This window comes from Rhizobiaceae bacterium (assembly GCA_023953845.1).
GTDB lineage: Bacteria > Pseudomonadota > Alphaproteobacteria > Rhizobiales > Rhizobiaceae > Arvimicrobium.
Genome location: JAMLJC010000001.1, coordinates 2,468,879 through 2,489,062 on the forward strand (window position 1 = coordinate 2,468,879; position 20,184 = coordinate 2,489,062).

The window sequence follows — 20,184 nt, forward strand, 5'->3', positions numbered from 1 at the left end:
TATCCGGCCTTGCACCATGTCCCGGCGTCGCCGGGGATGCGCGTAGCACCGCCCGATACGGGCAGCCAGACATGTTCGGTCGAGCGCTATAGCCGTTGGCTATGTCGGGCTCATCTGTCGATTTGTTCCGACCCGACAGGCGTGGAAAAGTCACGACATTGACAGATGTTGGATGCTGAATGACCCGGCAATTTCCTGGCCTGCCGAATGACCTGCATGCCGGAGTTTTTCCCTCCGGCGGCAGCTCGCCGGCATATGACACGATCGAATGGAGCAGACGGGCCGCTCGTCGGACGAACGATACGCTGCGGGCCTTCACGCTTGTCAATGATGCGGAGTTTCGTTCGAATCCTTCGCTGCCGCTGGACGGCCTCGCGATCGGCGTGAAGGATCTCTACGACACGGCCGGTCTGGCCACGGCTTACGGCTCGCCGATCTACCGCGATCACGTTCCGGCGAACGATGCGGCTCTCGTCGCGCGGCTCAAGGCGCTCGGCGCCTTCGTCCTCGGCAAGACGGTGACCACCGAATTCGCGTGGCGGCAAGCCGGGCCGACGGTCAATCCCTACAATCCGGAGCACACGCCCGGCGGCTCGTCCAGCGGCTCGGCCGCTGCCGTCGCCGCCGGCATCGTGCCTCTCGCGCTCGGCACGCAGACTTTCGGCTCGATCATCCGGCCCGCCGCCTTCTGCGGGGTGTTCGGGTTCAAGCCGGGTTATGGAGCGTTGCCCCTCGACGGTGTCCAGCCGCTCAGCCCGTCGCTCGACCATGCCGGCTATCTCGCCCGCTCGGTCGAGACCGTGCGGCGCCTGCATGGCCTCGTACTGGATGAATCGCGCCCGTTGGTGCGGTCCGAAAAGCCCCGGCTTCGGCTGGTTCGCAGCCGATATTGGCAGCAGGCAAGCGACACGCAGCGGATCGCCTTCGAAAGCGCGGTCGAGGCGCTCCGCAAGGCCGGCGCGGATATGCATGAGGAGGAATTGCCGTCGTCGTTCGACGGAGGTTTTGGCTTCGCCGAGACGATCCTGCGCCGGGAGTCGGCAACGATCTATCGCCCGCTCATCGATCGATGGCCGGCCGAGGTCAGCATCCACATCAGGGAGCTTGTGGAAAAAGGCGAGGAGTTGTCGGCGGAGGATTATCCGGCCGCTCTCGCTGCCCGGGATGAATTGAAGGACCGCCTGCGCCGGGAAATGGAGGGCTTCGACGCTATCCTGACCTTGTCCGCGCTGGGAGAAGCTCCGCTGCTCGGCGAGGGCACCGGCAATCCGGGGCCTTGCGTGCTCTGGACGCTGTTGGGCGTTCCGACCGCCTCCCTGCCTTGCGGCTTCGGCCGGCACGGGCTGCCGCTCGCCATCCAGCTTGTGGGCGCGGCGGGCCATGACTTCGAACTGCTCGATCTTTGCGCCTTTGCCGAAAAGGTCCTGCGCGCGGGTCTGGACCCGTCCGGCTCCCGCAGTGCTCAGTAGCCCTTGCCGCGCTCGGCGATGTCGGCGAGGGCTTCGCCGCGGCTCCATCTGGAAAGATTGTCGAGCAGCTTCTTCGTCAGGCGCTCGTGATGATCGGCCGAGAACCACGCCACATGCGGCGTCAGCGTCACGCGGGGGTTGGCGTAGAACGGATGTCCCGCCGGCAGGGGTTCCGGCTCGGTCACGTCGAGCGTCGCATGGCGCAGCTGGCCGCTCTCGAGCGCCGCGTGGAGCGCGTCATGATCGACGAGGCTGCCGCGCGCGACATTGATGAGATGGGCGTCCGGCTTGCAGGCCGCCAGCGTTTCGGCGTTGATGATGTGGCGCGTTTCAGGTGTTGCCGGGGCGCACAGGACGAGCTGGTCGGCGATCGCCGCCAGTTCGTGGATGGATTTGACGAAGCGGCCGGAGCCGTCGTCGCCGCTCCTGCGCAGCGCCTTGACGACCATGCCCATGCCGCGCGCACGCTCCGCTATGGCCTGCCCGATCGCGCCATAGCCGACGAGGCCGAGCGTCTTGCCGCGAACGGCGCTGAGCGTGTGCTTCGGCCATTTGTGTTCGTCGGCGATGGACTGGAGGTGCGCGTGGTCCCGTCCGACCATGTCGTCGAAGCGCTTGATGTCGCGGAACATCGCTGCCAGCACATATTCCGCGATCGGCTCGGCCGTGATGCCGCGCGCGCAGGCGACTGTCGTGCCGTCCCACGCCCAGTCAGGCAAGGCGTCGACGCCTGCCGAGGCGAGCTGGATATAGCGTATGCCGAACGGCCACCCCGCCGGCGCCTCCTTCGGTGCGCCGCGCCACGCGCCGATGAAGCTGAGCATCGCCTGCGCGTTTGCGGGAGGAAGCCAGATCGGCTGATCCGCGGTCTTGCGGATCAGCACCGGATGTGCCTCGTGGCGTTCGAAATGCGGCAGTTCGGCCTCCGAGAGGCCATAGAAAACGATGGGAACGGCCTTCCGCGTCGGGTTTGAATCCTGTTCCGGCCTCATGCCGCGCCTTTCTCTTGCTGTTTGCGGCGCGCCGGTTGCCGGCGCGCCGCAGATGGCCTTGGGAGGTTGCAGGCCGTTATCGGACAAGCGCGATGGTGTCAGGTATTGTACGGAATCGGATCGCGCGAAATCAGGCGGAGGCATGCCGCCCATGCAAGCTCCTGATGCTCCACGAATGACGACGCTTCCGGGTTGGCTTGCTTCTCGGTCGTCTTGCGCACTTCCTCGGGCGGAATGACAAGTTCGCGGCCGCCGGAAAGGGCGGCGATCTGTGCCTGGCAGGCCCGTTCGAGAAAATAGATCCAGTTCCATGTCTGCGAGGCGCTGGGTCCGCCGACCAGCAGGCCGTGATTGCGCAGGATCATCGCGTTGTGGGTGCCGAGGTCGGCAATGATGCGCTCGCGTTCATCGAGATTGAGCGCGATGCCCTCATAGCCATGATAGGCGATGCGGCCGTAGAATTTCAGCGCAAGCTGGGTGAGGGGCAGCAGGCCGTCCTTCTGGCAGGAAACCGCCATGCCGGCCGCCGTATGCGTGTGCAGGACGAACTGCAGATCGTGGCGCGCCATGTGCACTGCGGAATGGATCGTGAAGCCTGCCGGGTTCACCTTCTTCTGGCCGCGGTTGGGCTGGTCGACGATGTTGCCGTTCATGTCGATCTTGACCAGATCGGAGGCGCGCATCTCGTCGAACAGAAGGCCGTACTGGTTGATGAGGAAGTGATGCTCCGGCCCGGGGATGCGGACGCTGATATGCGTGTAGATGAGGTCGGTCATCCGGAAGTGCGCGACGAGACGGTAGAGAGCGGCCAGATCAAGTCGCAGCCTCCACTCTTCATCGCTGATGCCTTCTATCGGAGAAGTTGCGTTTGCATGTGACATGGACATCCCTCCTGCGGATGCGACGATGAATGGATCTGGATCGGGCCTGGAGGTCAGATCCGGTAGAATTTCTCCGCGGTCGCGGCGAAGAGCTGCTCGCGCTCGCCATCGGTGAAGTCGGCCGTGACCGTGTCATAGGCGTCGAAGAGGACTTCGAAGGAGCTGTAGAGCTTGTCGACCGGGAAGTTGCTGCCGAACATCGCGCGTCCCGGCCCGAAAATGTCGATCATGGTCAGGATGTAGGGCCGGATCGACTCCACGGTCCAGTCGTGGTCGACCATGCCGAGGCCGGAAAGCTTGATGAAGACGTGGTCGAGGCTTGCCAGGCGCTCGAGGCCGCGCTTCCAGCGCTTGAGCTCCTGCAGACTGCGGTCGACTGGCATGCCGGAGTGATCGATAACCACCGGAATACCGGCATTTTCCTTCAGCAGTTCGTAGGCCTGCTCCATCTGCCCGGCGTAGACCTGCAGGTCGAAGCTCAGGCCGTAGCGGGAGAGCAGGGCGAAATTCGAGCGCCATGTCGCGTGTTCGAGATAGTTCTCGGGCGCGTACACCTTGCTCATGTCGGAGTGCCAGTTGATCATCTGGCGGATGCCGCGCACATTGGCGTGCCTGACGTGCTCTTCCATCACCGCCTGCGCATCGGGATTGTGCAGTTCGACCTTGGCGACGATGGCGTGCGGATATCCGTGCGCGTCGGCTATCTGCTGCAGCCACGCGGTCTCCTCGACGGCTTTCGCCGGGTCGGCGCCGGCCTCGACATGCACCGATTTCACGACATTGTGGTGTCCGAAGCCGGCGCGGTAGCGATCGAGCGTGAAATTGTCGGTGATCGGAGTGACGTCGCCGCAGATGGACGGACCGACGGGCCGGTTACAGAGCCAGGGATAATGGATGTGGTTGAGGTCCCACAGATGGTGGTGGGCGTCGACAATACGCAGCTTGGACACGCTCGTTCCCCTTTGCCAGTGAGGGAGAGTGTTCCGCATCTGCCCGTCGCTTACAAAGATATTGTCGTTGCCGCTATAACCGAACGGAATAATGGCGCTCAGCGCGGCGCCGGCCGCGTCCGTGGGGTAGGGGCGTTCAGCATGTCGCCGCGCGTGACGTAGAGCGGGCCGCCGATGCGCCCGAGCGGCCGATAGAGGGACGGGTCGATCCGGTCGCCCTGCCACACCGCCTCGCGGACATGGAAACAGACGACGGTCCCGACGATCAGGCGGTGCGCGTCGAGGTCGCCCACGTCGATGATGCGGTCGAGCCGGCATTCCATGGCGATGACCGCATCGGCGATGAAAGGCGTCCCGATCAGGCGCGAGGGCTGCATGGCGACACGCAGTTCCGCCGCCTCGCTCGCATCGGGAGGAAAGGCATAGGCGCTGTTGACGACGGGCTCGAGCAGGTCCTGCGTCACCGCATTGACGCAGAACTCGCCTGTATCGCCGACATTGACGAGCGTGTCCTTGAGGCTTTCCGTGCCCGGCCCGACGCTGATCAGCACCTTTGGCGGCGTGTAGCTGATGAAGGTGTAGCTGCTGAAGGGCGCAAGGTTGACGGTCCCGTTCCCGTTGCGGCTCGATACCCAGGCGATGGGTCGTGGCGTCACCGTTGCCGAGATCAGCTTGTAGGCCTGATCGGAGGTGAGCTTGTCGCTCTCGAAGACGAGCGTATCGTTGTCTAGGCGCGTCATCTCATCTGGCCTTGAACGGTCCGGCCGGGCGCTTCTCCGCGAATGCCCTGACGGCCTCGGCGAAATCCTCGGTGAGGTGCAGCCGGGAAGGCTCGGCCTGGAAGGCGACCTCACGCGTCAGCTTCATGAAATGCCACCGCCTGATGCGCGCCGTCTCCCGCACGCTGAGCGGCGGGCAGGCGGCGATCTGGCGCGCCATCTCCAGCGCGGACTCCACCGCCTTGCTCGCTTCCGCCACGCGGCTGAACAGACCGGCGTCGCGCGCCTCTGCGGCGGTGAACGGCCTGCCCGTGAGGCACACGTCGTCGGCGAAGGCGCCACAACCCCGCGCCTTCATCAGCGCCCAGTGACGATATCCGCCGAGGCCGCGGACGGTTTCCGTCACCTGCAGCCGGGCCTCCGCGTCGGAGACGATCAGGTCGCAGTCGAGCGCGAGACCGAGGCCAAGTCCGAGTACGTTGCCATGGATGGCGGCGATCACCGGCTTGTTGTTGGCGGAGTGCGAGAAGAGTTCGAAGAACGGATGTCCGACGCTCATCTGGTCGCGCGAGTCCTCCATCTCCTCGCGGCTCGCCATCTGGCTTTCGCCGACGTCCGCGCCGCTGCAGAATGATCTGCCCTGCCCGGAAAGAATGGCGACGTCGGCAGAGCGATCGAGGTCGAAGCGGTCGATGGTCCGCGCCAGCTCTCCTATCAGCGCGCGGGTCAGCGCGTTGTGCTTCTGCGGCCGCCTGATCTCGATCCGCGCGATCCTGTCCTCGACCTCGTAGCCGATGCTGCCTTCGACAGCCTGATCCATGTCGTCTCCTTCTGCGTACTGCTCGCGCCGGCCTCAGGCCGTCTGCAGCATACTCGCCGCGATCTTCTCGGCCGCCATGATGATGGGAGCATTGATGTTGCCGCCGAGGGGCTCGGGGAAGATCGAGGCGTCGACCACGCGCAGTCCCTCCACGCCGAAAACCCGGCATTTCGCGTCCACCACGGCGTCCTCGTCGTCGGCGAGGCCCATCCGGCAGGTGCCGGCGGGATGGAAGGACAGCGACACGATGGAGCGGACATAGTCGTCGATCTCCCGGTCGCTCGTCTTCGTCAGGCCGGGGCCGATCTCCGTGCAGTGTTTCGACAGAACCGGCTGCTGGCCGATTTCCCGGAATAACTTGATGCCTTCGCGCATGCGCACGATGTCGGAATCCGTGTTCAGCACAGCCTCCTCGATGCGCGGCGCGTCGAACGGGTCGGCCGACCGCAGCGTGACCGAACCGCGCCCTTCCGGCCGGCACATGATGACGCGGGTGAAGAACCGGTCCTCATAGGGCCGCACGAAGGGCGGGAAATAGGCATGCGCGTCCATCGGCGCGCCGACGAAGAGAAGCTGGAGGTCAGGCACGGCCTGCGCGGAGGTGCTCTTGACGAAGGCGGTGATGCCGCCCGGCAATTCGGTCGCGAAGCCCGAGCCGGCGAGCCATGCGCGCGCCATGCCGAACGCTGCCCGGTCGGCCCGCATGTTGCGATGGAATGGACCCGGCCTGTGGCGCTTGTAGGCGATAGAGGTACCATAATGGTCGTGAAGGTTGCGGCCGACGCCCGGCAGAGGAACCGCGCACTCTATGCCGGCCCGGCGAAGCTCGTCGGGGTCGCCGATGCCTGACAGCATGAGCAATTGCGGCGAGTTGAATGCGCCGGCGCTGACGATGATTTGCGCGCGCGCTTCGGCCGATACGGTGGCGCCGCGGTATATGTAGTCGATGCCTGTCGCGCGTTCGTTTGCGAGCCGGATGCGCGAGACCTGCGCCCGCGTGACGATGGTGAGGTTGCGGCGTTTCATCGCCGGCTGGATATAGCCGGCCGCGGTCGAGCACCTGCGTCCGTTGCGCAGCGTGAGCTGCATGCGGGAAAAGCCTTCCTGCTTTTCGGCGTTGTAGTCCTCGGTCCAGTCGTGGCCGGCGTCGCCGCTCGCCGCCGCATAGGCCTCGATCACCTCGTCGCTGTAGCGCGACCGACCCGTGCCGATCGGGCCGCCGGCGCCGCGATAGGCCGTCGCGCCGCCTTCCCAGTCTTCCTGCTTGCGGAAGAAGGGCAACACGTCGTCATAGCCCCAGCCGGCAAGCCCCGCGCGGTCCAGCCGGTCGTAGTCGTCGCGATGCCCGCGCACATAGGCCATGGTGTTGATGGAGGAAGTGCCGCCCATCACCTTGCCGCGCGGGCAGTCCAGCACGCGGCCGCCGAGAGCCGCCACCGGCTCGCTCCTGTAGTTCCAGTTGTGCAGGCCCGCGCGGATGAGCATACCCCAGCCGATCGGCACGTGGATCAGCGGGTTTCTGTCCCAGCCGCCGGCCTCCACGAGCAGCACGCTCACCTGCGGGTTTTCGCTCAGCCGCGCCGCCATGGCGCAGCCGGCCGATCCGGCGCCGATGACGATGTAATCATAGGAGGCTTTCGCCATTGCGGCTCCGACGTGCTGAAACGGCCGAATCTGTGGTGAACAGTCCGTCCTGACCGGCCTGCCTCGCGATTTCGTACACGGCGGTGCTAGCAGGCAGAACGCATAATATGTCGATAGCTATTCGCATCGGTTATCACATCGTCCGCAACGGCGGATGCATCGCGGCACGGGCGACGTGTCACGGCCGCTACTTGCCGATGAGATTCAGCTCGATGCAGACGGTGTTGATGCTGCGCAGCAGTGCCTTGCTGCTTTCGGTGAGCTCGATTTCGGCGGCATGCACGAGGCCGAGCGGCCTGACGAGGTCCGGGAGAAGATCGCGCGTCGAGAGGCGGTCGAGCGGAATGTAGCGCAGGTCGCCGGACGAGGTGCTCATCTCGGCCGAATAGGCGGGCAGGATGCCGATGAAGTCGGTCTTGCGGGCCACCTCGCGCAGGAACACCAGCGAGTTGCTCTCGATGGGGCGCGTCGGAACTTCGATGTTCTCCTCCCGCGCGAGCCGCGAGACGCTCTCCCAGAGCGGCAACGCGTCCTCCAGCATCACCCAGCGCGAGCTCATCAGGTCCTTCAGCGAAATCTCGCGCTGCGTCAGGAGTTTGTGCCCTGTCCGCACGACCAGTGCGAAACTGTCTTCGAAGAGCCTCTGGACCTTGAGGTCCGGGCCTTTCGTGCGTTCGTCCAGCACGGTGAACAGAAGGTCGAGGTCGCCGCGATGGAGATCGACCAGAAGCTCCGAGATCGTGCCGCTGCGCACGCGGACCTTCAGATGCGGGCGCTTCAGTGCGATCCGCACGATGGCCTTCGGGATGATCTGGTCGAGGATGCCCGGACCCGGCGTCACGCCCAGCGAGATCGAGCCGGTGAGCAGGCCCCTTATGTGGTCGAGGTCGTCATTGGCGCGGCGCAGTTCCGCCGTGACCGAGCGTGCGCGCCGGTAGAACGATTCGCCGAAGACGGTGAGCTTCACGCCGCGCGGTCCCCGCTCGAGCAGGCGAACGCCGAGCTGTTCCTCCAGCAATCTCAGGCTCTTGCTCAATGCCGGCTGCGAGACGTTTAGCCGCTTGGAGGTTCGGCTCAGGCTGCCGCTTTCGACCACATCGACGAAGCGCTCCAACTGCTTTTGATCCAAACCGCTATTCCCGTTGGCAATATCTGGAACGATCTCTGAACTGGATGGCTATCGTTTGCAAGACTAATCATCCGGGATGACCACCTCGTAAGAGGCGGGTATTTGTGAGCGGCGAGAGCCAACGTCACGGAGCCACGCATGATCAGACTTCCGGTCAGCCACGACAGCACGGCGGACATCATCCCGATCTTTCGCGAGGGGTTGAAGCAGTCGCGTGTCGCGCCGGGCGAGAAGGTGGTGATCTATGCCGACAGCTTCACCAATCCCGTCTATGCGCCGGCCTTCATGGCGGCCGCGCGCGATCTCGGCGCGCAGGCCTTCGCCATGACGCAGCCGCTCATCAATGCCGACGCGTCGAACAGCATCGGCCGCGCCAATCCGCAGCCCTTGATGATCGAGGTGATGAAGCAGGCGGATTTCGTCGTCGATGTGTCGACGGGCGGCATGCTCTACTCCAACGACCACGAGGCGATCCTGGCCACCGGCACGCGCATCCTGCGGGTGCGCGAGCCCGAGGACATTCTGTTGCGGCTGATGCCCAGCAATGACGTGAAGGATCGCGCCGAGCGCGGCGTGGCCCGCTACAAGGACGTCCGCAAGGTGCACGTCACGTCGAAGGACGGCACCGACCTCGTCATGGAGAAGGGCGGTCGGGCGGCCTCCAACCAGTACGGCATGGCGGACAGCGCCGGCCGCTGGGACCACTGGGGCACGGGTCTCGTCTGCACGACTGTTGAGGAGGAGACCGTGGAGGGCCTTCTGGTCCTGTCGCCGGGCGATATTCTTTTCCCGTTCGAGCGCTATGTCACGGAACCCCTGAGAATCCATTTCGAGACGGGTTCCGCCCGTCGCATCGAAGGCGGACGCGAGGCCGTCATGCTGGAAACCCTGCTTGAAAGCCGCGGCGACGAAGGCGCGCGCCGCCTGTCGCATATCGGCTGGGGCGTCGAGCATCGCGCCGCATGGGACACGATGTCGATGCGCGGCTGGGACAATGCCGGCGGCGTCGAGGCGCGTTCCTGCTATGGCAACGTGCTTCTGGCGATAGGCGAGAATCGCGATCTCGGCGGCAAGAATCCGTCGCGTCTGCATATCGACATGGCGCTTCGCAACAAGCGCCTCGAACTCGACGGCATGCCGATCGTGGATTGCTGCAAGTTCATCGACGGGTCGGTGGCCTGAGGCCGATGGCCATCGGCGCGCCGATCCTGCGGGTAGAGGACGAGCGCTTCCTGCGCGGGGAAGGGCGTTTCGTCGCGGACATCGCCATGCCGTTCATGCTGGAGGCGCATGTCCTGCGCAGTCCCTACGCGCATGCGCTGATAGGCGGGATCGATCTCGACGCGGCATTGGCGCTCGACGGCGTGTACGCGATCCTGACCGCCCGGGATCTGCCAGAGGACCTGCCGCCGATCCCCTGCCGCATACCGACGCATGGCGATCTTGGCCCCTATCTCCAGTACCCGCTGGCGAAAGACCGGGTGCGCTATGTCGGCGAGCCGGTGGCTCTGATCGTGGCGAAGAGCCGCGCCGTGGCGGAAGACGCGGCGGAACTGATCGATATCGACTTCGAGCCGCTGCCTGCGGTGACGGACCCGGAAGTCGGGATGACGCCGGACGCCGAGGCGATCCATGACAAGGGAAACCTTGCAGGACGCTGGGGCTTCGATCTCGGCGATGTCACCGGCGCGCTGCGTGACGCTGCCTTCAAGGTGAGCGAGAGCTTTTCGGTTCAGCGCCACACCGCCATGCCGATGGAAACGCGCGGCCTGCTGGCCGTCTACGACGTCGGGCGTGATCTTCTCGACATCCACGGCCCGACCAAGGTCGTCCATACCAACCGCAACGTGCTCGCCGCCATGCTGAAGATGGGCGAGGCGCAGATCCGGATGATTGAGCCGGATGTCGGCGGCAGCTTCGGCGCGCGCGGCGAGTTCTATCCGGAGGATTTCCTCATCCCCTTCGCGGCGATCCGGATGCGTCGCCCGGTGCGCTGGATCGAGGATCGCGTCGAGCATTTCGCGGCGATCAACCACTCGCGCGACTGCACCTTCGACGTGACGGTCTCGGCCGACGCCGACGGCATCGTCACGGCTTTCGACGTGCGCCTCGTTACCGACATGGGCGCCTATATCCGCACGCATGGCGACGTCGTTCCCTCGCATGCCGCCGCCTCGTTTCCCGGCCCCTACAGGGTGCGCAACTACCGCATCGACGCGATGACGGTGATGACGAACAAGACGCCGACGGGGACTTATCGCGCGCCGGGCATGTTCGAGGCGAATTTCGCCCGCGAGCGCATACTCGACCGGCTGGCGAGGAAGATCGGCATCGATCCGGCCGAACTCCGGCGCCGGAACCTCATCCTGCCCGAAGAGATGCCGTGGCATGTCGGAACGGAGAGCGTGAAACGGCCGACGATCTTCGACTCGGGTAATTTTCCGTTCGTCTTCGAAAAGGCGCTGGCCGCGAGCGGCTGGAACGAGCCCTACGAACGCGAGGCCGACGGGCTGCTGCGCGGACGCGGCATGTGCGCGCTGGTCGAGCCGTCGGGACTAGGGCCTTTCGAGGGCATGCGCATTGAGGTCGACCAGCACGGCAAGGCGCACATATTCAGCGGATCGAGCAATCAGGGGCAGGGGCACGAGACGGTGCTGGCGCAGATCGCCGCCGAAATCCTGACCCTTCCGATCGAGAAGATCCGCGTCCGCCACGGCGACACGGGCATCATCACCTTCGGTGGCGGCACCTATGCCAGCCGGACGGCCGTGCTGGGCGGCAACGCGGTCTACAGCGCCGCCATCGGCGTAAGGGAGAAGGCGCTGCAGGCGGCGAGCCGCAGGTTCGGCATTCCCGTCGACGAGTTGAGCCTGCGGGACGGCGACATCTGGCACGGACAGAAGAACGCACCTGTTGCCTCGCTCGGCGACATTGCGCGCATGCTGATGCCCGGCAATCCCGAACTGCTGAAGCCGCCCTCGGACATCAACATGGCCGACAGCGACGGTCTCGTCGTGACCTCCTACGTGCGCGGCGTGCCCGCCGGCGCGGCCGTCTTCGCCGTCCACGTCGCCGACGTCCTGGTCGATCCCGAAACGGGCGACACCAGGGTCGAGAATTATTTCGTCGCCTGCGACGTGGGACGGCAGCTCAACCCGCTGATCGTGGAGGGGCAGATCGTCGGCGGCGTCGCGCAAGGGCTCGGCGGCGCGTTTCTCGAGGAACTCACCTACGCCGGGGACGGCCAGCTCACCACCGGCACTTTCGCCGACTATCTGATGCCCAACGTCTACAACATGCCGCCAGTCCGCACGCTGGTGCTGGAGGAGGCGAAGGCGCCCGGTAACGTGCTCGGAGTGAAAGGCGTCGGAGAGGTCGGCCCGTCGGGCGTGGCCGCCGCCGTCGGCAACGCCATTGCCGACGCGCTCGGAGCGTCTTCGGGCCTCAACCGTCTGCCGCTGACGCCGGAACGCGTGCTGCAAGCCACGGGGTTTGCGAGCGCGCCATGAAGCCTGCACCCTTCGACTATCATGCACCCGAGACGATCCAGGGCGCGCTCGAACTGCTCGATCGCCACGGTTCCGACGCGCGCGTCATCGCGGGCGGACAGAGTCTGGTGCCGATGCTGGCCCTTCGGCTCGCGCGTCCGGAGGTGCTTGTCGATCTCAACCGTATCCCGGAGCTGGCGGGCATTCGTGATTGCGGCGGTACGATCCGGATCGGCGCGATGACCCGGCAGGCTCACGCGCTGGCGTCGCCGCTGCTGCGCGATCGCCTGCCCCTTCTCGGATACGGATTGTACAATGTCGGTCACCCGCCCACCCGTGCGCGCGGCACGATCGGCGGCAGTGTCTCGCATGCCGACCCGGCCGCCGAAACTCCGGCGGTCATGCTGGCCTACGATGCGCGCATGGTGCTGGCGGGCAAAAGCGGAACGCGCACCGTCGATGTTGCGGATTTCATGCTCGGCACGTTCGAGACCTGCATCGAGGAAGGCGAGATCCTGACGGAGATCGTCGTGGATGTGCCGCCGGCAGAGGGCACGGCCTTCGTCGAGCTGTCGCGTCGCAAGGGAGATTTCGCCATGGCGTCGGCCGCCGCGCGCATGCGGCTGAACGAGGACGGCGCCTGCGCATCGGCCCGTCTCGTCATCGGCGCTGTGGCACCCGTGCCGCTGCGCTTCGACGCCGTGACCGATGCGCTGACAGGACAGGTCGTCACCGAAGGTCTTCTGCGCGAAGCGGTGTCGCTGATCGACCTTGAACGGTTCGAGTTCGACAATCCGGATATCAGCCTCGCCTATCGCCGGCATATCGGGCCTGTGCTGGCGCGTCGCGCCCTGATGCAGGCCTTCGAGCGGGCCGGGGAGCGCCGGTCATGAAGATGCACGACCTCGAGCTTTCGGTGAACGGACAGTCGGTCTCGCTGCGGGTGGAGCCGCGCCAGACGCTCGCCGACGCGTTGCGCGGAACGCTGGGCCTGACCGGCACGCATCTCGGCTGCGAGCACGGCGTCTGCGGCGCCTGCACGATCATCGTCGACGGCGAGCCGGCGCGCGGCTGCCTGATGCTCGCGGTTCAGGCACAGGGCGCGGAGGTGATCACCGTCGAGGGCGTGTCGCCGCCGACCGGGCTTTCGCCGATCCAGCAGGCGATGCGGGAGCATCACGGGCTGCAATGCGGCTTCTGCACGCCCGGCATGGTCGTCGTGCTGCACCACCTCCTGTCGACCAACCCCGATCCGACCGACGACGACATCCGCGAGGCCATCTCGGGGCAGCTCTGCCGCTGCACGGGATACCAGGGGATCATGGCGGCGGCCAGGGCGGTGGTGGCCCGCCGCCGGCACGAGATTCGAGACAACTGACACGAACGCCCAAGGAACGCACTGAATGCCAATCTGCATAAACATCGATGACATCCAGGAAGGCCAGAACGTCTTGCAGACGCGGGGCGGCTCCATGTCCACCAAGATGGTCTACGGCAACGACTGCAACATGATGATCGCGGTCCGCGGACCAGGCTATCACTCGCATCCGCACACGCATGATGCCGAGCAGATCAACTACGTCACGGAAGGGGAGGTCTGGGTCTTCATCAACGACGGCGGTTTCCTGATGAAGAAGGGCGACCTCTGCCGCATCCCGCGCAACGCCGTCCACTGGGCGTGGAACCGCAGCGACGGCGACGTGACGCTGATCGAGGTTCACGCGCCGGCCTGCGATCCGCTCGTGCGCAAGAATGCGGTCGGCCTCTATTTCGAGGGCGAGACGCCGGACCTTTCGACGGCGGTCGACACGGTGCGCACCGGCTTCGAGGGCGATCCCATGGAGATCGAGGCGCGCGTGCTGGGAATGACCGTGGAAGAGTTGAAGGCGGAATTGCAGGCCGCCGAATAGAGGTCGGGCACGCCGGCGACGGCCGGCGCGAAAGCGGCCCGTGGCTAAGGACGACAGAGATGAGCGCGGATCAGACCATGTTCGAGCCCCTGATGATGTATGGCGGTGCGTTTCGGCCGGCGATCGGCGGCGAGACCTTCGTTTCCACGAATCCTGTGGACTGCAGCCCGCTTGCCCGGATACCGCTCGGGGACGAACGCGACGCGCGCGCCGCGGTGGACGCGGCCGCCGCCGCCTTTCCCGGCTGGTCGAGATTGAGCGCGGCCACCCGCGCGCGCCATCTGCATCGCGTGGCCGACATCATGGAGGCGCGCCGCAACGAACTGGCGTTGCTGGTGACGCGCGAGGAAGGAAAGCCGCTCGCCGAAGCCCAGGGCGAATTGCAGCTCTCCATCGATTCCCTCAGATGGTACGGCGAAGAGGCGCGGCGGGCATATGGCGCCTGGATTCCCGATCCCGTGCCGAACCGGCGCCTCCTGACGATGCGCCAGCCGGTCGGCGTTTGCGGCGCCATCATCCCCTGGAATGTTCCCTGCGCCATGATCTTCCGCAAGGCCGCGCCGGCGCTTGCGGCGGGCTGCACCATGGTGCTCAAGCCGGCGGAAGCGACGTCGGCCATCGCGCTCAAGGTGGCCGAGATATTCATGGAGGCGGACCTGCCCGCCGGCGTCATCAATTTCGTGACCGGCAAGGCGTCGAAGATCGGCAGCGTATTTCTCACCGATCCGCGCGTGCGGAAGATTTCCTTCACCGGCTCCACGGAGGTGGGCAAGCTTCTGCTGCGCGGCGCGGCTGACCAGATCAAGCGCACGTCGATGGAACTCGGCGGCAACGCTCCGGCCATCCTGTTTGAGGATTGCAATATCGAGGAGGCCATCCGGTCGGTCTCCGCGTTGAAATTCCTGAACGCCGGCCAGGCCTGCATCGGTGCGAACCGCATCTATGTCCATGACGCGATCTACGAACAGGTCGCCGATCAGATCGCCGCCCATACCCGCGGCATGAAAGTCGGCGACGGCAGTCAGAACGGCGTCCGGATGGGGCCGCTGGTCGATTTCAAGGCGGTCGAAAAGGTCGAGGAACTGGTCGCGGACGCCGTGGCGAACGGCACCGAGATCAGGGCCGGCGGCAGCCGCATCCAGGGAGAAACCTACGAGCGCGGCTCGTTCTACGCGCCTACCGTCCTGACGGAGGTTCCGAGCCGCGCGCGGCTCTGCGCGGAGGAAATCTTCGGTCCGGTCGCGGCGCTCTATCGCTTCCGGACGGAGGAGGAGGTGCTCTCCGCCGCGAACGACGTGCCCTACGGCCTTTCTGCCTATCTGTTCACCGAGGACATGGATCGGGCGATCCGGGTCGGGGAACGGCTGGAAACCGGCATGGTCGGCATCAACGAGATCAGGCTCGGCGCCGCAGAGGCCCCGTTCGGCGGCATCAAGGAAAGTGGCATAGGCCGGGAGGGCGGCCGCGAAGGCCTCGACGAGTATCTTGAAACCAAGCTCCTCGCCATGCGCGTCAGGAGCTGAGATCAGTCGCCCGCCGGGACATCCCGTTCCCACATCGAACTGGCAAGCCCTTCCTGAATGAGAACGCCGTCCTGATTGACGATGCGGACGCGCCGGGTGACGCTGTATCGCCGGCCGTCCTCCATCAGCGTCTTGTCGGCGATGGAAACCTCCAGATGGATCGTATCGCCGGCGACCAGCGGCTTGTGATAGGCCCACTGGTCGACGCCCATCGCCCGCACGAATTTCTCGCTCGAAACGACGAGCGAGCTTTCGAGATGGCTGCCGAGCGAGAGCGCGATGCCCATCGAGCCCTGCGCCCGGACCGGCCCCAGCCCGTTCCGGCGCATGAATTCCTTGTCGCAATGGACGGGATGCCAGCCGCCCGTCAGCATCATGTAGAGGTTGATGTCGGTTTCGGTGATGGTCCTGCCCTGGCTGATGGCCGTCTGGCCGACTTCTATCGTGTCATAGGTGAAGCCGTAGGGAATTCTGGATTCGCTCATCACCGCTCGAACCTCTCTTCTGGCGCGTTTCGTTTAGAGCATTTCCGCCGGACGCAGACGAGCCGCAAGACTTTTGCGAAGTCCTGCGGCTCGGCAAGCGGCCCTATAAGATCGGCGGTCAGCCGGCGATCGCGGCGTCGATATACTGGTTGGTGTAGGTGCCCTTGACGTCTTTCACGTCGACGATCCCGGCGCGAGACGCCAGTTCCGCCGACTTCGCGACCACCTCGTCGACATTGCGCATGACGTTGGCTTCGCCGTTCGCGACGGTCATGTCGTTATATGCCTTGATCGCCGCGATGCGGAAGTCGCGATCCTCGTTGGCGACGACGTCGTACTTCGCCGTGATGCGGTCGAGGATCACGGCCGGATCGGACGCCAGTATGTCGAGCGCGGAATTGCGCATTGCGCGCAGGAACTTGACGACCGTTTCCTCGTTCGCCTGCGCATATTCCTTCGTCATCAGCAGCACGCCGCCGGGCAGCGGCGCATAGTCCGAAGTCGGCCAGATCTCGACCGGCTCATTGTTCATCTTGAGCAGCAGCGCCGTTTCGACCGTGGCCAGAAACGCGTCGACACGACCCTGCTTCAAAATCTCGACATTGCCGGCATTGGAGCCGATGGCCTGCCGGACGACCTTGTCGCCCGGCACGTCAGTCCCTGCGAGCAGGAGGTTGAGCACGTTCTCCTGCCCACCGCCGAGTGACGCAAGTCCGACCGTCTTCCCGGCGAAATCCTCCGGTTTCCTGATCGGATCGGCGCTACGGCTGACGACGTTGAAGATACCGCGATGCAGACTCGTTCCGACCGAGAAGACGGGCTCATCCTGCGCTTCCTGTGCCCGAAATACATCGAGCAGCCCTACTCGTGCGGTAGCGGCCTGGTTCGTGACGACCTGCTGAATGGCCGCCGAGGTGTTGCGGATCGAGGTGACCTCGACATCCAGGCCCTCGCGCTCGAAATGACCGCCGACCACGCCATTCATTTCGTGGATGTATTCCAGTGCCAGATCGAATGGCTCCATGAAGACAAGCTTGGTCTTGGACTGTGCCAGAACCGGCATGCCTCCAAGCAGAAATCCCGCGCTTCCGGCGGCGAGACCTTTCAATACGGTGCGGCGATTGGTCATGAAGCTTTTCCCCTGCATTTCCTGTTCCTCCGACAGAAGATGTCAGACGATATCAGCGTGTCCTCCCGCGCCAATGATCGACATGATCCGGGCTATTACCCTTGGTAATAGCTTCCTCGGCCATTTGAATTGTCTGGTCAGGGCTCGTTTCGAACATGCCGCAATGAGCGAGCCATGCTGATTTTGTTGCTCCGGGCACGACCTTCTGAGCGCGCATCACGGCCCGACTTCTTGTCCCGCGATCGGCGCTCAGCGACGTGAGAATGCGTAAGAGCGAGGCGCCGCTTCGCCCGTGCGGCGCACACCTAGGAACCGGTCGACGAGCGGCGGCAGCCGCGTCCGCACTCTATTGGAAATATCGATTTGAGCGTTTGAATTTTATCGTTTTTCCGGCGTTCGCCGGAGGGGTATGTCTCGAACGGGAGACGGCTCTTCAGGATTTTCGGGGCCGTCGGAAATTCGAAACGCTCGACCGACAGGCGGATAAAATCGTGCATCTCAAGCTCGGCTACAAGGCTTCAGCGGAACAGTTCGGCCCCAGCGAATTGCTGAAATACGGGGTGCTTGCGGAGGAGTGCGGGTTCGACTCGCTTTTCATCAGCGATCATTTCCAGCCGTGGCGCCATACTGGCGGGCACGCGCCTTTTTCCTTCTCGTGGATGGGGGCTCTCGGAGCGCGCACGTCGCGGATCGTCATGGGCACCAGCGTGCTGACGCCGACCTTCCGCTATCATCCGTCGATCGTTGCCCATGCGTTCGGTACGCTGGGCGAGTTGTTCCCCGACCGGGTGATACTGGGCGTCGGCACCGGCGAGTCGCTCAACGAAGTGCCTGCCACTCGCGTGGAGTGGCCGGAGCTCAAGGAACGCTTCGCGCGTTTGCGGGAGTCGATTTCCCTCATGCGGAAGCTCTTCACGGAAGAGCGTCTGAGCTTCGAGGGCGAATTCTACAGGACCGAGAACGCGACCATCTACGACCGGCCGGAGAAGCCCGTGCCCATCTATGTCGCGGGCGCCGGTCCGATGATCGCAAAATATGCCGGCCGGGTCGCCGACGGCTTTATCTGCACGAGCGGAAAGGCCCCTGAACTCTACCGCGAGACGCTGCTGCCCAATGTCGACGCCGGTTTGGCCGATGCGGGCCGCGCGCCGGACTCGATCGATCGTATGATCGAAATGAAGGTTTCGTTCGACACCGATCTGGAGAGGGCGCGGGAAGATACGCGGTTCTGGGCCGCGCTCGCGCTCTCGCCGGAAGAGAAGATGTCCGTGGAAGACCCGCTCGAAATGGAGAAGCTCGCCGACGCGTTGCCGATCGAGCGGACGGTCAAGCGCTGGATCGTTTCCAACGACCCGGACGAGCATGTGGAGCGTATCCGGCCCTATGTCGAGCTGGGCTTCCGCCACCTTGTCTTTCATGCGCCGGGTCCGGACCAGGCCCGTTTCATCAGGCTCTATTCCGAACAGGTGTTCCCGAAACTCAGGAAGGCGTTCGGCTAGCGGGCGGTTTCGACGCCGGGCGGCAAAGATGGAACTGATTGCAGTCCCTGAATTGCCTATGATCGCCCCCGGCGACGATCTGGCGCGCATCGTGATGGACGGCCTTGCGCGCGCGGGCCTTTCGCTCCGGGACCGCGACATACTGGTGTTCGCCCAGAAGATCGTCTCGAAGTCCGAGGGACGCATGGTCGACCTCATCGATGTAGAGCCGTCCGGGGAGGCCATGCGGATTGCGCGCGAGGTCAGGAAGGACCCACGTCTGGTGGAGGTTGTACTTTCGGAGTCCCGCCGTATCGTGCGTCAGGCTCCGGACGTGCTTATCGTCGAGCACAGGCTCGGCTATGTCATGGCCAATGCCGGCGTCGACATGTCGAATGTGCAACAGGGAGAACGCGGCACGCGCGCGCCGCTTCTGCCCGAGAATCCGGATCGGAGCGCCTGTCGCCTGCGTGAGGCGATTGCCGCGGCGTCAGGCGCCGATATAGCCGTGGTCATCAACGACAGCTTCGGGAGGCCATGGCGGCAAGGCGTCACCGGAGTTGCGCTCGGCGCATCCGGAATTCCGGCCTTGCGCGACCGGCGCGGCAGGCCCGATCTCTTCGGCCGCAAGCTGGAGGTAACGGTCGTCTGCTTTGCCGACGAGATAGCGGCCGCCGCCTCCCTCGTCATGGGACAGGGCGACGAAGGACTTCCGGTGGTTCTCGTCCGCGGTCTGTCCTGGGACGATCCGGCAATGCCAGCGCTGTCGATCTGCCGTCCTCCGGCAACGGACCTGTTCCGATGACCGGGGGCCGCGCAGGTTCCCTTTCCGTGCGCGCGGTCGTTTCGCGGGAAAGCGATCGGCCATGAGACCCGATGCCATCTGGGCCGTCGTACCGTTCAAGGGCTTCGAGCGATCGAAGCAAAGATTGTCGCCTGCCTTCAGCGCGCGTGAGCGCAGCACGCTGGCGGGATTGATGCTCGAAGACGTTCTCGACGCGCTGCAGCGAGTCGCTGAACTGGACGGGATCGTTCTTGTCACGAGGGACGAAGCGGCGGCCGAGATCGCCCGCGAGCGTCAGATAGAAGTGTTCGTCGAGCGGGAGACGAGCGATCACTCGCAGGCCGTTCTCGAAGCGGCCCATGCTCTCGCCGCGAGATCGGTGGCCGGCATCCTTGCGCTGCCGGCGGACATTCCGGGCGTCGAACCGTCCGAAGTCTCTTGCTTCGTCGCCTCGCACCGCGCGGCGAGCAATTCCGTCACGATCGCGCCGTCGCTCGATCGGCGAGGCTCCAACGCCATCGCGATGACGCCGGCCGGCGTGCTGCCGCTCCAGTACGGAGAAGACAGCTTCGAGAGGCACGTCAGCTCGGCGGCGCGGCTGGGACTGAGTCTGTCGGTGCTCGATATGCCCGGCCTGGCGCTCGACATCGATACGCCGGAGGATTGCGCGCTGTTTCTGAGCCGCGCCTGCTCGGATACCCGGACGCGACGCTTTCTGAGGCGGCGCGATGCAGCCAGGTCGCGTCGGTCCAGACATCCCGAGAACCTTCACACGTGATTGCG

The 20,184-nt window shown here is 65.0% G+C and carries 19 protein-coding genes; 10 read left to right on the forward strand and 9 right to left on the reverse strand.

What is annotated here, in order from left to right:
* The first annotated feature begins 179 nt into the window (after window positions 1-179).
* Entirely contained in the window at window positions 180-1,469 is a 1,290-nt protein-coding gene (locus M9955_12040; GenBank protein MCO5082374.1) for an amidase, read from the forward strand.
* Here the strand turns inward: M9955_12040 and M9955_12045 are convergent.
* The 7 genes from M9955_12045 to M9955_12075 form a co-directional block, all read right to left on the reverse strand.
* On the reverse strand, window positions 1,463-2,461 hold the full coding sequence (locus tag M9955_12045) for a hydroxyacid dehydrogenase (protein ID MCO5082375.1): 999 nt from the start codon (window positions 2,459-2,461) through the stop codon (window positions 1,463-1,465). The two genes, M9955_12040 and M9955_12045, sit on opposite strands and share 7 nt — an antisense overlap.
* Window positions 2,462-2,559: 98 nt before the next feature.
* Window positions 2,560-3,342, reverse strand: a complete 783-nt coding sequence (locus M9955_12050; GenBank protein MCO5082376.1) for a class II aldolase/adducin family protein — start codon at window positions 3,340-3,342, stop codon at window positions 2,560-2,562.
* A gap of 53 nt (window positions 3,343-3,395) precedes the next feature.
* Window positions 3,396-4,292: an amidohydrolase family protein gene (locus M9955_12055; GenBank protein MCO5082377.1), complete on the reverse strand. Its 897-nt coding sequence runs from the start codon at window positions 4,290-4,292 to the stop codon at window positions 3,396-3,398.
* A gap of 98 nt (window positions 4,293-4,390) precedes the next feature.
* Complete coding sequence (locus tag M9955_12060) at window positions 4,391-5,032, reverse strand: flavin reductase family protein (protein ID MCO5082378.1); 642 nt, start codon at window positions 5,030-5,032, stop codon at window positions 4,391-4,393.
* A gap of 1 nt (window position 5,033) precedes the next feature.
* On the reverse strand, window positions 5,034-5,831 hold the full coding sequence (locus tag M9955_12065) for an enoyl-CoA hydratase/isomerase family protein (GenBank protein MCO5082379.1): 798 nt from the start codon (window positions 5,829-5,831) through the stop codon (window positions 5,034-5,036).
* Between the two features lie 33 nt (window positions 5,832-5,864).
* Window positions 5,865-7,475 carry a GMC family oxidoreductase N-terminal domain-containing protein gene (locus M9955_12070; GenBank protein MCO5082380.1) on the reverse strand — a complete coding sequence of 537 codons (1,611 nt, stop codon included), beginning with the start codon at window positions 7,473-7,475 and terminating at the stop codon, window positions 5,865-5,867.
* Between the two features lie 187 nt (window positions 7,476-7,662).
* Window positions 7,663-8,604 (reverse strand): LysR family transcriptional regulator, encoded by a 942-nt coding sequence (locus M9955_12075; protein ID MCO5082381.1) that lies wholly within the window; start codon window positions 8,602-8,604, stop codon window positions 7,663-7,665.
* 138 nt (window positions 8,605-8,742) lie between these two features.
* On the opposite strand from M9955_12075, the gene M9955_12080 reads away from it, so the two are divergent.
* The 6 genes from M9955_12080 to M9955_12105 are packed head-to-tail and all read left to right on the forward strand — an operon-like array spanning window position 8,743 to window position 15,525.
* On the forward strand, window positions 8,743-9,786 hold the full coding sequence (locus M9955_12080; GenBank protein ID MCO5082382.1) for a hypothetical protein: 1,044 nt from the start codon (window positions 8,743-8,745) through the stop codon (window positions 9,784-9,786).
* Window positions 9,787-9,791: 5 nt separating this feature from the next.
* Window positions 9,792-12,113 carry a xanthine dehydrogenase family protein molybdopterin-binding subunit gene (locus M9955_12085; GenBank protein ID MCO5082383.1) on the forward strand — a complete coding sequence of 774 codons (2,322 nt, stop codon included), beginning with the start codon at window positions 9,792-9,794 and terminating at the stop codon, window positions 12,111-12,113.
* Window positions 12,110-12,985, forward strand: coding sequence for an FAD binding domain-containing protein (locus tag M9955_12090; protein MCO5082384.1), 876 nt, complete (start codon window positions 12,110-12,112; stop codon window positions 12,983-12,985). Before M9955_12085 ends, M9955_12090 begins: the two co-directional genes overlap by 4 nt.
* A complete protein-coding gene (locus M9955_12095) occupies window positions 12,982-13,470 on the forward strand; it encodes a (2Fe-2S)-binding protein (protein ID MCO5082385.1) in 489 nt (162 codons plus the stop codon). The genes M9955_12090 and M9955_12095 overlap by 4 nt, the downstream gene beginning before the upstream one ends.
* A gap of 25 nt (window positions 13,471-13,495) precedes the next feature.
* Window positions 13,496-14,002, forward strand: a complete 507-nt coding sequence (locus M9955_12100) for a cupin domain-containing protein (protein ID MCO5082386.1) — start codon at window positions 13,496-13,498, stop codon at window positions 14,000-14,002.
* A gap of 59 nt (window positions 14,003-14,061) precedes the next feature.
* Window positions 14,062-15,525, forward strand: a complete 1,464-nt coding sequence (locus M9955_12105; protein ID MCO5082387.1) for an NAD-dependent succinate-semialdehyde dehydrogenase — start codon at window positions 14,062-14,064, stop codon at window positions 15,523-15,525.
* A 2-nt stretch (window positions 15,526-15,527) separates the two neighbouring features.
* Here M9955_12105 and M9955_12110 read toward each other — a convergent pair whose 3' ends face one another.
* Together M9955_12110 and M9955_12115 are read right to left on the reverse strand one after the other, a co-directional pair.
* On the reverse strand, window positions 15,528-16,010 hold the full coding sequence (locus M9955_12110) for a MaoC family dehydratase N-terminal domain-containing protein (protein ID MCO5082388.1): 483 nt from the start codon (window positions 16,008-16,010) through the stop codon (window positions 15,528-15,530).
* A gap of 118 nt (window positions 16,011-16,128) precedes the next feature.
* On the reverse strand, window positions 16,129-17,139 hold the full coding sequence (locus tag M9955_12115; GenBank protein MCO5082389.1) for an ABC transporter substrate-binding protein: 1,011 nt from the start codon (window positions 17,137-17,139) through the stop codon (window positions 16,129-16,131).
* 491 nt (window positions 17,140-17,630) lie between these two features.
* Between M9955_12115 and fgd the strand changes: the two genes are divergently transcribed.
* From fgd to cofC, 3 genes are all read left to right on the forward strand, one after another.
* Window positions 17,631-18,638: a glucose-6-phosphate dehydrogenase (coenzyme-F420) gene (fgd, locus tag M9955_12120; protein MCO5082390.1), complete on the forward strand. Its 1,008-nt coding sequence runs from the start codon at window positions 17,631-17,633 to the stop codon at window positions 18,636-18,638.
* A gap of 28 nt (window positions 18,639-18,666) precedes the next feature.
* Window positions 18,667-19,422, forward strand: a complete 756-nt coding sequence (cofE, locus tag M9955_12125; GenBank protein ID MCO5082391.1) for a coenzyme F420-0:L-glutamate ligase — start codon at window positions 18,667-18,669, stop codon at window positions 19,420-19,422.
* A 61-nt stretch (window positions 19,423-19,483) separates the two neighbouring features.
* On the forward strand, window positions 19,484-20,179 hold the full coding sequence (cofC, locus tag M9955_12130) for a 2-phospho-L-lactate guanylyltransferase (protein MCO5082392.1): 696 nt from the start codon (window positions 19,484-19,486) through the stop codon (window positions 20,177-20,179).
* The last annotated feature ends 5 nt before the right edge of the window (window positions 20,180-20,184 follow it).

Coding starts and splice junctions, on each gene's coding strand:
- M9955_12040 (MCO5082374.1), top strand. CDS start 180: ATGACCCGGCAATTTCCTGGCCTGCCGAATGACCTGCATGCCGGAGTT.
- M9955_12045 (MCO5082375.1), bottom strand. CDS start 2,461: ATGAGGCCGGAACAGGATTCAAACCCGACGCGGAAGGCCGTTCCCATC.
- M9955_12050 (MCO5082376.1), bottom strand. CDS start 3,342: ATGTCACATGCAAACGCAACTTCTCCGATAGAAGGCATCAGCGATGAA.
- M9955_12060 (MCO5082378.1), bottom strand. CDS start 5,032: ATGACGCGCCTAGACAACGATACGCTCGTCTTCGAGAGCGACAAGCTC.
- M9955_12065 (MCO5082379.1), bottom strand. CDS start 5,831: ATGGATCAGGCTGTCGAAGGCAGCATCGGCTACGAGGTCGAGGACAGG.
- M9955_12070 (MCO5082380.1), bottom strand. CDS start 7,475: ATGGCGAAAGCCTCCTATGATTACATCGTCATCGGCGCCGGATCGGCC.
- M9955_12080 (MCO5082382.1), top strand. CDS start 8,743: ATGATCAGACTTCCGGTCAGCCACGACAGCACGGCGGACATCATCCCG.
- M9955_12085 (MCO5082383.1), top strand. CDS start 9,792: ATGGCCATCGGCGCGCCGATCCTGCGGGTAGAGGACGAGCGCTTCCTG.
- M9955_12090 (MCO5082384.1), top strand. CDS start 12,110: ATGAAGCCTGCACCCTTCGACTATCATGCACCCGAGACGATCCAGGGC.
- M9955_12095 (MCO5082385.1), top strand. CDS start 12,982: ATGAAGATGCACGACCTCGAGCTTTCGGTGAACGGACAGTCGGTCTCG.
- M9955_12100 (MCO5082386.1), top strand. CDS start 13,496: ATGCCAATCTGCATAAACATCGATGACATCCAGGAAGGCCAGAACGTC.
- M9955_12105 (MCO5082387.1), top strand. CDS start 14,062: ATGAGCGCGGATCAGACCATGTTCGAGCCCCTGATGATGTATGGCGGT.
- M9955_12110 (MCO5082388.1), bottom strand. CDS start 16,010: ATGAGCGAATCCAGAATTCCCTACGGCTTCACCTATGACACGATAGAA.
- M9955_12115 (MCO5082389.1), bottom strand. CDS start 17,139: ATGACCAATCGCCGCACCGTATTGAAAGGTCTCGCCGCCGGAAGCGCG.
- cofE (MCO5082391.1), top strand. CDS start 18,667: ATGGAACTGATTGCAGTCCCTGAATTGCCTATGATCGCCCCCGGCGAC.
- cofC (MCO5082392.1), top strand. CDS start 19,484: ATGAGACCCGATGCCATCTGGGCCGTCGTACCGTTCAAGGGCTTCGAG.